Genomic DNA, 12219 nt, shown 5'->3' with positions numbered 1-12219 from the left:
AGCCGCCCTGCGGGGCGGCTCTGCTGACATCAGCGAGGTAGAGCCTGATGAGCACCATTGATGATACACCGCTGCTCACGCTGAGCGGCATCAGTAAAGGATTTCCCGGCGTAAAAGCGCTGGATAATGTGTCATTCACTATCCGCAAAGGCGAGATTATGGCGCTGCTGGGTGAAAACGGCGCCGGCAAATCAACGCTGATTAAAGTGCTGACCGGCGTCTATTCACGCGATGCCGGTAGCATCACCCTTAACGGAGAAGCAATCACGCCCCACAGTACGGCGGATGCGCAGCGCGCCGGGATCGGTACGGTCTATCAGGAAGTTAACCTGCTGCCAAATATGTCGGTAGCAGATAACCTCTATATCGGCCGTGAGCCAAAGCGCTTTGGCATGGTCGATCGCCGGAAAATGAACCGTGATGCGGATACACTGATGCGCAATTACGGCTTTGCGCTGGATGTGACGCGCCCGCTCGGACATTACTCTGTCGCCATGCAGCAGATTATCGCTATCTGCCGCGCGGTCGATTTGTCGGCACAGATACTGATTCTGGATGAGCCTACGGCCAGTCTGGACGCCAGTGAAGTAGAGATGCTGTTTACGCTCATGGCGCAGCTGCGTGCCAGAGGCATGAGTCTGATCTTTGTAACCCACTTTCTTGACCAGGTGTACCGTATTACCGACCGCATTACCGTATTACGCAACGGCCAGTTTATCGCCACGCGTGATACCGCTTCGCTACCACAGATAGAGCTGATTAAACTGATGCTGGGGCGCGAGCTGCTGGAGACCGCGCTGCAGCGACAGGGCAGCACCCTGCGCAGCGATCAGCCGGTAGTGGCGTTTGAGGATTATGGCAGGAAAGGCACCATTGAGCCTTTCAGCCTGCAGGTCAGGCCGGGCGAGGTGGTGGGTCTGGCGGGTCTGCTGGGTTCAGGCCGTACTGAAACCGCAGAGGTGCTGTTTGGCATCCGCCGTGCCGATCGCGGCACCGCGCGTATTAAAGGCAAGCTGCAGACTATTCGCACGCCGGCGCAGGCATCCCGCCTGGGTATGGGATTCTGTCCTGAAGATCGCAAAACGGATGGCATTATTGGTGCGGCTTCCGTGCGTGAGAATATTATTCTGGCGCTGCAGGCGCAGCGCGGCTGGCTGCGTCCGATTAAGCGTCGCGAGCAGCAGGCGATTGCCGAACGTTTCATTAAAAGCCTCGGCATCCGTACGCCGCATGCCGACCAGCCGATCGAGTTGCTGTCAGGCGGCAATCAGCAGAAGGTGCTGCTGTCGCGCTGGCTGGTGACTAAACCGCAGTTTCTGATCCTGGATGAGCCAACGCGCGGCATCGATGTCGGTGCGCACGCTGAGATTATTCGTTTGATCGAATCGCTCTGCGCGGATGGTCTGGCGCTGCTGGTCATCTCTTCTGAACTGGAAGAGCTGGTTGGCTACGCCGATCGCGTCCTGATTATGCGCGATCTGAAGCAGGTGGCTGAAATCCCACTCGAGCAGCTCTCCGTGGCGTCCATTGTGAACGCGATCGCCGAGGGAGGTGCACAACATGCCTGAATCGTCTATGACACAGTCAAAACCTGAAAGACGTAAGCTGAAGCTGCCTCCGGGTATGCCACAGCTTGTGGCACTGATTCTGGTGCTGCTGATTGACAGCCTGGTGGCGAATAACTTTTTTGCCATTCATATTCAGGATGGTCGTCTGTTTGGCAGCCCGATCGATATTCTGAACCGCGCCGCGCCGGTAGCGCTGCTCGCCGTGGGCATGACGCTGGTCATCGCTACCGGCGGGATCGATCTCTCTGTGGGCGCGGTAATGGCTATTGCGGGCGCAACCGCAGCGACGCTGACCGTTGCCGGACATAGCCTGGGCGTGATTGTGCTGGCAACGCTGGGCACCGGTCTGCTATGTGGTCTGTGGAATGGGGTGCTGGTGGCGCTGCTGAAAATCCAGCCGTTTGTGGCCACGCTGATTCTGATGGTAGCGGGGCGGGGCGTAGCGCAGCTGATTACGCAGGGGCAGATCGTGACGTTTAACAGCGAAAGCCTGGCGTGGTTTGGCAGCGGTTCGCTGCTCTGGTTGCCGGTGCCGGTGTGGATCACGCTGCTGGTGGCGCTGGCTGTCTGGCTGCTGACGCGCAAAACAGCGCTGGGCCTGTTTATCGAAGCGGTAGGTATCAATCTGCGCGCGGCGCGTAACGCAGGCGTTAACGGCTGGCTGGTAGTGATGTCGACCTATGTGATTAGCGGCTTATGTGCAGCGGTGGCCGGGCTGATTGTCGCGGCTGATATCCGGGGTGCTGACGCCAATAACGCCGGCCTGTGGCTGGAGCTGGATGCCATTCTGGCCGTGGTGATTGGCGGAGCCTCGCTGATGGGCGGTCGCTTTAATCTGGTGCTGTCGCTGATTGGCGCACTGATTATCCAGTCGATGAATACCGGGATCCTGTTGTCAGGGTTCCCGCCGGAACTGAACCAGGTGGTGAAAGCGGTGGTTGTGATGTGCGTGCTGCTGCTGCAGTCGCCGCGGTTTATCGCCATGCTGAAGGGGAGGCGTTCAAAATGATAAAGCGTCATTTGCCATTGATGATTACGCTGCTGGTGTTTGTGGCGGGGTATCTGTTCTGTCTGAGCCAGTTTCCGGGCTTCGCATCAACACGGGTTATCTGCAATATTCTGACGGATAACGCTTTTCTTGGCATTATCGCCGTAGGCATGACCTTTGTGATTTTGTCCGGCGGGATCGACCTCTCCGTTGGCGCGGTAATCGCCTTTACCGGCGTGTTTCTGGCCCGCATTATCGGTGATTTTCACCTTGATCCGCTGCTGGCGTTTGCCTTGATTCTTGCGCTGGGGGCGCTGTTTGGCGCCATGATGGGCTGGCTGATTGATGCGCTGAAGATCCCGGCGTTTATTATTACGCTGGCAGGGATGTTTTTTCTGCGCGGCTGCAGTTACCTGGTGTCAGAGAATTCTATTCCGATTGATCATCCTCTTTACGCCACGCTGTCAGGCCTGGCCTGGAAAATCCCCGGCGGCGGGCGGCTGAGCCTGCTGGCGGTAATTATGCTGGTGGTGGTCGCAGGAGGGATTATTCTGGCGCACCGTACCCGGTTCGGAAATCAGGTATACGCCATTGGCGGCAATCTTACCTCGGCGCAGCTGATGGGCGTTTCGACCCGCGCGACGACCATTAAGGTGTATATGCTCTCTACGACGCTGGCGACCCTGGCCGGTATTGTGTTCTCTATCTATACCTCCGCCGGATACGCGCTGGCCGGGCTTGGCGTAGAGCTGGATGCGATTGCTTCGGTAGTGATTGGCGGTACGCTGCTGTCCGGCGGCGTTGGCACCGTGCTCGGCACGCTGTTTGGGGTACTGATTCAGGGACTGATCCAGACGTGGATTAATTTCGACGGCACGCTAAGTTCGTGGTGGACCAAGATTGCTATCGGCATCCTGCTGTTTGCTTTTATCGCGCTGCAGCGCATGTTAACCGTAATGTGGGATCGCCAGCAAAACGCCCCGGTAAAACGCCTCACCCCGTAGGGGAAGCATTTAGCACCATTCTTTCTCGTAGGGGGCGCATTCAGTACCATTCTGCCTCGTAGGGGGCGCATTCAGTACCATTCTGCCTCGTAGGGGGCGCATTAATGCGCCCCTGGCCGAGATCGGCTCCCGGGCTATACGCCCCCTGGCCGACTACCACGGTCGGTAAAGCCCGGGGCGATCGCAAAGGAACCCGGCGTCCTGCCGATCGTCCGCGCCATCCCTGGCGCGGACGCTTTGCTCTTCGCCCCGGGCTTCACCGGCCTGCCAGCATTCTCGCTCGTTGCCAGAGCCCAATCTTCACACATCAGGTATCCGCTGCAACCAGGGCGGCATAAATGCCGCCCCTACAGCACAGCATCACCATTCTCCCCGTAGGGGGCGCATTCATGCGCCCCTGACCGAGATCGGCTCCCTGGCCATACGCATTCATGCGCCCCTGGCCGAGATCGGCTCCCTGGCCGGTTTTAAACCGGGAATTTCAGGCATTAAAAAGCCGCGACGATGCGCGGCTTAGCGTTGGATCAGTAATCGGAATCAGCGGGCTAAACGGTAATAAACTTCGTTCCAGCGCAGCGCATCCTTAAACGCAGGCAGGCGGGTTTCTTCATCGATCACCATCACTTCAATTCCGTTCAGTTCGCCGTAGAGATACATATCCTCCAGATCCAGCGCCTGACTGAATACCGTATGGTGCGCACCGCCGCCGAGGATCCACGCTTCTGACGCAGTTGCCAGCGACGGCTGGGCGCGCCACAGCGCGCGGGCAACCGGCAGCTTCGGCAGCGGTTCAGGCTGTTCAATCGCATCCACTACGTTAACCAGCAGGCGGAAACGATCGCCAAGATCAATTACGCTGGCATTGATCGCGCGTCCGGCAGGCGTTGAGAAAATCAGACGCGCCGGATCGGCCTTACCGCCAATTCCCAGGAACTGGACGTCAATCAGCGGCTTCTCCTCTTTGGCAATGGAAGGGCAGACTTCCAGCATGTGCGAACCCAGTACCAGATCGTTGCCCGGAGAGAAGTGATACGTGTAATCCTCCATAAAGGATGTGCCGCCGGCACGTGCGCCCGCCTGCACTTTGAGAATGTGCAGCAGCGCTGCGGTTTTCCAGTCGCCCTCGCCGGCAAAGCCATAGCCCTGGCCCATCAGACGCTGCACCGCCAGTCCCGGCAGCTGCGTCATACCGTGCAGCGTCTGGAAGTTGGTCGTGAACGCTTTACAGCCTTCATCCTCCAGGAAGCGCTTCAGGCCCAGCTCAATGCGCGCTGCATCCAGCACGTTCTGCCGTTTGTCACCGTTAACGGCTGCCGCCTCGCTGAAGAGATACTGACTTTCATACTCATCGATCAGCGCGCTGACGTCACCGTCGCTGACGCCATTGATCACCTCGACCAGGTCGCCCACGCCCCAGCCGTTAACGGCGTAGCCAAACTGGATCTGTGCGGCAACTTTATCACCTTCGGTTACGGCAACTTCCCGCATATTATCGCCAAAGCGGGCAACCTTAAGCTGCTGGCTGGCCTGTTTTGCTAGCGCCGCGTTGATCCAGCGGCCTATACGCTGCTGGCTGGTGCGATCCTGCCAGTGTCCGGTGATGACGTTGTGCTGCAGTCCCATGCGGGCGCCGATGAAACCGAACTCGCGGCCGCCGTGTGCGGTCTGGTTCAGGTTCATAAAATCCATATCCATACTGTCCCACGGGATCTCTGCGTTGAACTGAGTATGGAACTGCAGCAGTGGTTTATTCAGCACGCTCAATCCGCCGATCCACATTTTTGCCGGCGAAAACGTGTGCAGCCAGGTGATGATGCCGACGCACTGATTATCGTGATTCGCTGCCCGGCAGAGCGCCAGCGCTTCATCCGGCGATTTAACCAGCGGCTGCAGCACCAGCGGTACCGGCAGCGTGCCAGCCTGATTGAGTCCTTCCATCACCTGACGGGCGTGCTCTTCCACCTGGCGCAATGTTTCCGCGCCGTAGAGGTGCTGTGTACCGATAACAAACCACACGTGCTGTGCGTTATGCTGTTCCATTAAACCACTCCTTTACTGTGCGGATAGGGTGCGCGGCGCGTACTGCGGTTCAGCTGCCTCACACCAGTTTTGATAACGTTGATAGAGCTGCTGATATGCCGCTACGCGTTGTGCGTCGGGCTGCAGCGTGACGGCAACCGGGCTGGCCATCACCTGCTGCGCGGCAGGTACATCGGGATAGACTTCCGCCGCCACGGCCGCAAAAATTGCCGCGCCCAGCGCGCAGCACTCGTCTGAGGCGACAATATCCAGCGGGCGGTTCATCACATCGCAACACGCCTGCATAATGGCAGGGGATTTGCGGGCAATTCCCCCCAGCGTCAGGATGCTCTTTACCGGGATCGCCTGCTGTTCAAAACACTCCATAATCGCCCGCGCACCAAAAGCGGTGGCGGCGATCAGACCGCCAAACAAAGCCGGCGCATCGGTGCCCAGGTTGAGATCGGTGATCACACCTTTCAGCCGCTGGTTTGCATCCGGGGTGCGGCGTCCGTTAAACCAGTCCAGCACCACCGGCAGATGATCGAGCTGCGGATTAGCGGCCCACGCTTCGGTGAGTTCGCGGATCAGATCCTGCTGCAGCGCAGCCAGCTGCAGCTGCAGCTCAGGGTGGCGCTGCGCAGCCTGCTGCAGAGGCCAGCCGAGCAGGCGGCTGAACCAGGCGTAGATATCGCCAAAAGCAGACTGGCCCGCTTCACAGCCAATGGCGCCGGGAACGACGCTGCCGTCAACCTGGCCGCAGATGCCCCGGATAGCACGATCGCCGACGGTTTCGCTGTCTGCAATCAGAATATCGCAGGTCGATGTACCGATGACTTTAACCAGCGTATAGGGCTGAGCACCGGCACCAACCGCACCCATATGGCAGTCAAAGGCGCCGCCAGAGATGACCACCTGTTCAGATAACCCAAGGCGGGCAGCCCATTCAGCGCTCAGCGTGCCAACCGGCAGGTCAGCGGTCCAGGTATCGGTAAACAGCGGCGAGTCGAGCTGTTCTGTCAGCATCGGATCAAGCGCGTTGAGAAAGGCCACGTCCGGCAGGCCCTGCCACTCCGGATGCCAGAGCGATTTATGCCCGGCGGCGCAGCGCCCGCGGCGCAGCTTATCGGGGGCGGTCGTACCGCTTAACAGCGCCGGCACCCAGTCGCAGAGTTCAACCCAGGAGACCGCCGCCTCCCGCACGGCAGCATCCTCCCGCGAGACGTGTAAGATTTTGGCCCAGAACCATTCAGATGAGTAAATGCCGCCGATATAGCGGGTGTAGTCGGTAAAGCGCCCGCTGTGGCAGAGACGGGTGATCTCTTCAGCTTCCTCAATCGCGGTGTGATCTTTCCACAACACAAACATGGCGTTGGGATTCGCCGCAAACTCCGGACGCAGCGCCAGTACATTGCCGTTGCGATCGACAGGGGCCGGTGTTGATCCGGTTGTATCCACGCCGATCCCGGCAACCGCTGCGCGCTGCGCGGGTGTTAACGCCTGAATCACGCTGACCAGCGCCTGCTCCAGCGCATCGATATAGTCCTGCGGATGATGACGAAACCGGTTGGCGTGCGCGTCGCAGAACTGGCCCTGCGCCCAGCGCGGATAGTTGACCACCGCTTTTTCCAGCTCTTTGCCGCTGTGGCAGTCAACCGCCAGCGCACGCACTGAGTCACTGCCAAAATCCAGCCCAATTGTTATGGCGCCAGCACCCATCGGGATTCTCCTGTGTGAGTTATCTGGGTTCTATCCTGCGAGGCAATGCCATAAGCCGTTAGTCATCAGCGGCTGAGAATATGTACTTTTCTGTCATCGGACAGGTTGTGTGATCGGCCGCAAAAGTCAGACACCGGTTAATTTTGCTGAATATATGGATATTTTTGCCTTCGTTTTGCTATGTGATACCGCTCTACATTTTGCGCCGCGTTTCTCGCTACAACTAGCCCAGCGTTTGCACAGCCTTTCAGCAACTCTTGAGCTAACGCGCTGATTTTGCGCTGTACACGAAAGCAGAATTCAGATGGTAGCGTTTACACAAAAACGTTAATAACAGCGATAAAACACCATTGTGCCGGAGAGCATCATGCATAAATTCACTAAAGCGCTGGCGGCAGTCAGCCTCGCCGCGGTTATGTCACATTCCGCTATCGCCGAGACGATGAAGCTCGGTTTTCTCGTTAAACAGCCAGAGGAGCCGTGGTTCCAGACCGAATGGAAATTTGCCGATAAAGCGGGCAAAGATCTGGGTTTTGAAGTGATTAAAATTGCTGTACCGGATGGTGAAAAAACGCTTAACGCCATCGACAGCCTGGCGGCCAGCGGCGCAAAAGGTTTTGTCATCTGCACCCCCGATCCCAAACTCGGTTCGGCCATTATGGCAAAAGCGCGCAGCTACGATCTGAAAGTGATCGCGGTAGATGACCAGTTTGTCACAGCGAAAGGCAAGCCGATGGAGACCGTTCCGCTGGTGATGATGGCGGCAACGAAGATCGGCGAGCGCCAGGGTCAGGAACTCTATAAAGAGATGCAGAAGCGCGGCTGGGACGTTAAAGAGACCGCGGTAATGGCGATCACTGCTAACGAGCTGGATACGGCGCGTCGTCGTACCGGCGGCTCTATGGCGGCCATTAAAGCAGCAGGCTTCCCTGAGAAGCAGATTTATCAGGTTCCTACCAAATCCAACGATATCCCCGGCGCGTTTGATGCCGGTAACTCCCTGCTGGTGCAGCATCCGGAAGTCAAACACTGGCTGATTGTCGGTATGAACGATAACACCGTGCTGGGCGGCGTGCGCGCCACAGAAGGTCAGGGCTTTAAAGCAGCAGATGTGATCGGTATCGGCATCAACGGCGTGGATGCGATCAGCGAACTCTCTAAAGGCTCTGCGACCGGTTTCTATGGTTCGCTGCTGCCCAGCCCGGACGTTCACGGTTATAAGAGCAGCCAGATGCTCTACAACTGGGTCACTAAAGGCGAAGAGCCCGCCAGATTTACTGAGGTGACAGATGTGGTGCTGATCACCCGCGATAACTTCAAAACCGAACTGGCGAAGAAAGGATTGATGTAACGCACAGGGTGCGCATTTATGCGCACCTGAAATCCGACAGGCACTATCAGGAGTATCCATGGAGACCGATCAGGCATTTCTCTCTTTTCATGGCATCAGCAAAACCTTTCCTGGCGTAAAAGCCCTGCAGGATATCGGTTTTGAGTGCCGCGCCGGTGAGGTGCACGCGCTGATGGGCGAAAACGGCGCGGGAAAATCGACGCTGCTGAAAATTCTCAGCGGCAGCTACCAGCCCACGAGCGGTGAAATCCGCATCAAAGGCGAGGCGAAGCGCTTCAGTAATACGGTTGAGGCGCTGGATGCCGGCGTGGCCATTATCTACCAGGAGCTACACCTGGTGCCGGAAATGAGCGTGGCAGAGAATATCTATCTCGGCCAGCTGCCGCATAAACGCGGCCTGGTAAACCGCAAGCTGCTGCGCTACGAAGCGGGCCTGCAGCTGAAAAATCTCGGGATGGATATCGATCCCGACATGCCGCTGAAATATCTGTCGCTGGGGCAGTGGCAGATGGTGGAGATCGCCAAGGCGCTGGCGCGCAATGCCCGCATTATCGCCTTTGATGAGCCGACCAGCTCACTCTCAGCCCGTGAAATTGAGCATCTGTTTCGCGTTATCCGTCAGCTGCGCGCTGAAGGACGGGTGGTGCTTTATGTGTCGCACCGCATGGAGGAGATTTTTGCCCTGAGCGATGCGATTACCGTGTTTAAAGATGGCCGCTATGTGCGCACCTTTACGGATATGCCCAATACCCATCATGACGATCTGGTCGAGGCGATGGTCGGGCGCAACCTGGGTGACATCTATGGCTATGCGCCCCGCGAGCTGGGCGCCGTGCGTCTTCAGCTCGACCAGGTCGAGGCGAAAGGGGTGCGCATGCCCATTTCGTTCAGCGTGCGCGCCGGAGAAATTGTAGGACTGTTTGGTCTGGTGGGCGCCGGACGCAGCGAGCTGATGAAAGGGCTGTTTGGCGCCACGCAGCTGCGTAGTGGCACGGTTTCACTTGATGGCAGGCCGCTCGCGATCCGTCAGCCGATCGACGCCATCCGGGCGGGCATTATGCTCTGTCCCGAAGATCGTAAAGCGGAAGGCATCATTCCGGTGCACTCCGTGCGGGAGAACATCAATATCAGCGCGCGGCGGCATAACCTCACGGCGGGTTGCCTGATCAGGCCCGGCTGGGAGGCAAAAAATGCAGAAAGCCACATCCGTTCGCTCAATATCAAAACGCCTGGCCCGCACCAGCTGATCATGAATCTCTCCGGTGGCAACCAGCAAAAGGCCATTCTGGGCCGCTGGCTCTCAGAAGAGATGAACGTGATCATGCTGGATGAGCCGACGCGCGGTATTGACGTTGGCGCAAAACATGAGATCTACAACCTGATTTATCAACTGGCAGGCAAAGGGATTGCGGTGCTGTTTGCATCGAGCGATCTGCCCGAAGTCATGGGCCTCGCCGACCGCATTATTGTCATGCGCGAAGGTGAAATTGCCGGAGAACTGACGCACGACACGGCAACCGAACAGCTGACGCTCAGTCTGGCGATGCCGAAAACCCCTCAAACGGCCGCCGTGGCCTGATGTACAGGAGAGCAACAATGGCTTCATCTACCACTTCCAACACGCCACCGGTGCAGCGCAGCGGCCTGCAGCTGGGGCGTATCTGGGATAATTTCGGCATGCTGGTGGTTTTTGCACTGCTGTTTATTGTCTGCGCCATTTTTGTGCCGAACTTCAGCACCTTTATCAATATGAAAGGGCTGGGCCTGGCGATGTCGATGTCCGGCATGGTGGCCTGCGGCATGCTGTTTTGCCTGGCATCGGGCGACTTTGATCTCTCCATCGCCTCGGTTATCGCCTGCGCCGGCGTAGTGACGGCGGTGGTGATCAACATGACCGAAAGCCTGTGGATTGGCGTGGCTGCCGGGCTGCTGCTTGGCATGGCAACCGGTTTTGTTAACGGATTTGTTATCGCCCGGCTGAAAATTAATGCCCTGATCACCACGCTGGCAACGATGCAGATTGTGCGCGGCCTGGCCTATATCTTCTCTGACGGTAAAGCGGTAGGGATTGAAGATGAGCGCTTTTTTGCGCTGGGCTATGCCAACTGGCTCGGGGTGCCGGCGCCTATCTGGCTCACGATTGCCACCATGATCGCGTTTGGCTTCCTGCTGAATAAAACCACCTTTGGCCGCAACACGCTGGCGATTGGCGGCAATGAAGAAGCCGCCCGGCTGGCCGGCGTGCCGGTGGTGCGGACCCGCATCATTATCTTTATCCTTTCCGGGCTGGTTTCAGCGGCGGCGGGCATTATTCTGGCCTCGCGCATGACCAGCGGTCAGCCCATGACCTCGCTGGGCTATGAGCTGATTGTGATCTCTGCCTGCGTGCTGGGCGGCGTCTCGCTGAAAGGCGGCATCGGTAAAATTTCATATGTGGTGGCAGGGGTTCTGATCCTGGGTACCGTAGAGAATGCGATGAATTTACTGAATATCTCGCCATTCTCACAGTATGTCGTGCGTGGTCTGATACTGTTAGCCGCAGTGATTTTCGATCGCTACAAACAGAAAAACAGAGCCGTTTGATTCCGTCGGCGCAACGGGTGTTGCGCCGCGCGTCATGCAGAGAGTGAGGGCACTATGTACCATCGCGAACCCCCCAGTGAACAACAGAACCCCCTGCTGCCGGGCTATCCGTTTAACGCCTGGCTGGTCGCGGGACTCACGCCGATTAACGCGCAGGAGCCGCTCGATTTTTTTATCGACCGCCCGCTGGGGATGAAGGGCTATATTCTTAACCTCACCATTCGCGGTAAAGGCCGGGTTTTTGACGGCGAATCCGCCTTTGACTGTGAGCCGGGCGATCTGCTGCTGTTTCAGCCGAAAACACCCCATTATTATGGACGGTCGCCCGACAGCCCGTGCTGGCACCATCGCTGGGTCTATTTCCGGCCGCGCGCCTACTGGATTGACTGGCTGGAGTGGCAGGAGCAGAAGCAGGGCGTGGGCCGGCTGCGCCTGACTGAAGCGTTATGCGGCGAGTTTGATCGCCTGTTTGCCAGTATTGAGCAGACCCACAATTCCGGTCGCCGCTTTGCTGAAGAGCTGGCCATGAACCTGCTGGAGCGTCTGCTGCTGCGCGCGGTGGAAGAGGATCCGCGCAGCCATCAGCAGATTCGCGATCCGCGCGTAATTGAAGCCTGCCAGTACGTGACCAACCATCTTGCCAGCGAAGTCAAAATTGAGGAGGTGGCACGGCATGTCTGTTTATCTCCTTCGCGGCTGGCGCATCTGTTTCGCGAACAGATGGGCATCAATCTGCTGCGCTGGCGAGAAGATCAGCGGGTGATCCGCGCCAAGCTGCTGCTGCAGACCACGCAGGAGCCTATCGCCTCCGTGGGGCGGGAAGTGGGCTATGACGATCAGCTCTACTTTTCACGCGTGTTTCGCAAACGCACAGGCGTCAGCCCGAGTGATTTTCGCCGCCGCAGCCAGGATGCGCACGACGCGCTTGAAGCGCAGCAGAACTGGCCGGAACCCGGCCGGGCGATCTCTTTCAGCTGATTCCGCCTT

At 58.1% G+C, this 12219-nt stretch carries 9 protein-coding genes; 7 read left to right on the top strand and 2 right to left on the bottom strand.

What is annotated here, in order from left to right:
* Positions 1-47: 47 nt before the first annotated feature.
* From FS690_RS03735 to yjfF, 3 genes are read left to right on the top strand one after another with little or no spacing between them, the layout of a single operon-like run.
* A complete protein-coding gene (locus FS690_RS03735; protein ID WP_071668783.1) occupies positions 48-1568 on the top strand; it encodes a sugar ABC transporter ATP-binding protein in 1521 nt (506 codons plus the stop codon).
* Entirely contained in the window at positions 1561-2577 is a 1017-nt protein-coding gene (gene ytfT, locus FS690_RS03730) for a galactofuranose ABC transporter, ATP-binding protein YtfT (protein WP_039384208.1), read from the top strand. The genes FS690_RS03735 and ytfT overlap by 8 nt, the downstream gene beginning before the upstream one ends.
* Positions 2574-3560, top strand: coding sequence for a galactofuranose ABC transporter, permease protein YjfF (gene yjfF, locus FS690_RS03725; protein WP_039384209.1), 987 nt, complete (start codon positions 2574-2576; stop codon positions 3558-3560). Before ytfT ends, yjfF begins: the two co-directional genes overlap by 4 nt.
* A gap of 537 nt (positions 3561-4097) precedes the next feature.
* On the opposite strand, the gene araA is transcribed toward yjfF, so the two are convergent.
* Together araA and FS690_RS03715 are read right to left on the bottom strand one after the other, a co-directional pair.
* Complete coding sequence (gene araA / locus FS690_RS03720) at positions 4098-5600, bottom strand: L-arabinose isomerase (protein WP_108569291.1); 1503 nt, start codon at positions 5598-5600, stop codon at positions 4098-4100.
* 12 nt (positions 5601-5612) lie between these two features.
* Positions 5613-7298, bottom strand: coding sequence for a ribulokinase (locus FS690_RS03715; RefSeq protein ID WP_145339097.1), 1686 nt, complete (start codon positions 7296-7298; stop codon positions 5613-5615).
* 367 nt (positions 7299-7665) lie between these two features.
* Between FS690_RS03715 and FS690_RS03710 the strand changes: the two genes are divergently transcribed.
* Genes FS690_RS03710 through araC form a run of 4 tightly spaced genes read left to right on the top strand, consistent with a single transcriptional unit; the run spans position 7666 to position 12210 of the window.
* Positions 7666-8649 carry an arabinose ABC transporter substrate-binding protein gene (locus FS690_RS03710; protein ID WP_104084807.1) on the top strand — a complete coding sequence of 328 codons (984 nt, stop codon included), beginning with the start codon at positions 7666-7668 and terminating at the stop codon, positions 8647-8649.
* Positions 8650-8707: 58 nt separating this feature from the next.
* Positions 8708-10228 carry an L-arabinose ABC transporter ATP-binding protein AraG gene (gene araG / locus FS690_RS03705; RefSeq protein ID WP_071668788.1) on the top strand — a complete coding sequence of 507 codons (1521 nt, stop codon included), beginning with the start codon at positions 8708-8710 and terminating at the stop codon, positions 10226-10228.
* Positions 10229-10245: 17 nt separating this feature from the next.
* A complete protein-coding gene (gene araH, locus FS690_RS03700) occupies positions 10246-11232 on the top strand; it encodes an L-arabinose ABC transporter permease AraH (RefSeq protein WP_145339096.1) in 987 nt (328 codons plus the stop codon).
* Positions 11233-11286: 54 nt separating this feature from the next.
* Positions 11287-12210 (top strand): arabinose operon transcriptional regulator AraC, encoded by a 924-nt coding sequence (araC, locus tag FS690_RS03695; RefSeq protein ID WP_039384223.1) that lies wholly within the window; start codon positions 11287-11289, stop codon positions 12208-12210.
* The last annotated feature ends 9 nt before the right edge of the window (positions 12211-12219 follow it).

This window comes from Pantoea sp. PSNIH1 (genome assembly GCF_007680655.1).
In the GTDB taxonomy this organism is placed as follows: domain Bacteria; phylum Pseudomonadota; class Gammaproteobacteria; order Enterobacterales; family Enterobacteriaceae; genus Pantoea; species Pantoea eucrina.
Note: the sequence above shows the minus strand (reverse complement) of the source record. Positions and strands in the feature narration are given on the sequence as shown.

Bases quoted from the DNA above. Each gene is read 5' to 3' on its own strand.
- FS690_RS03735 (WP_071668783.1), top strand. From the start codon at position 48: ATGAGCACCATTGATGATACACCGCTGCTCACGCTGAGCGGCATCAGT.
- ytfT (WP_039384208.1), top strand. From the start codon at position 1,561: ATGCCTGAATCGTCTATGACACAGTCAAAACCTGAAAGACGTAAGCTG.
- yjfF (WP_039384209.1), top strand. From the start codon at position 2,574: ATGATAAAGCGTCATTTGCCATTGATGATTACGCTGCTGGTGTTTGTG.
- araA (WP_108569291.1), bottom strand. From the start codon at position 5,600: ATGGAACAGCATAACGCACAGCACGTGTGGTTTGTTATCGGTACACAG.
- FS690_RS03715 (WP_145339097.1), bottom strand. From the start codon at position 7,298: ATGGGTGCTGGCGCCATAACAATTGGGCTGGATTTTGGCAGTGACTCA.
- FS690_RS03710 (WP_104084807.1), top strand. From the start codon at position 7,666: ATGCATAAATTCACTAAAGCGCTGGCGGCAGTCAGCCTCGCCGCGGTT.
- araG (WP_071668788.1), top strand. From the start codon at position 8,708: ATGGAGACCGATCAGGCATTTCTCTCTTTTCATGGCATCAGCAAAACC.
- araH (WP_145339096.1), top strand. From the start codon at position 10,246: ATGGCTTCATCTACCACTTCCAACACGCCACCGGTGCAGCGCAGCGGC.
- araC (WP_039384223.1), top strand. From the start codon at position 11,287: ATGTACCATCGCGAACCCCCCAGTGAACAACAGAACCCCCTGCTGCCG.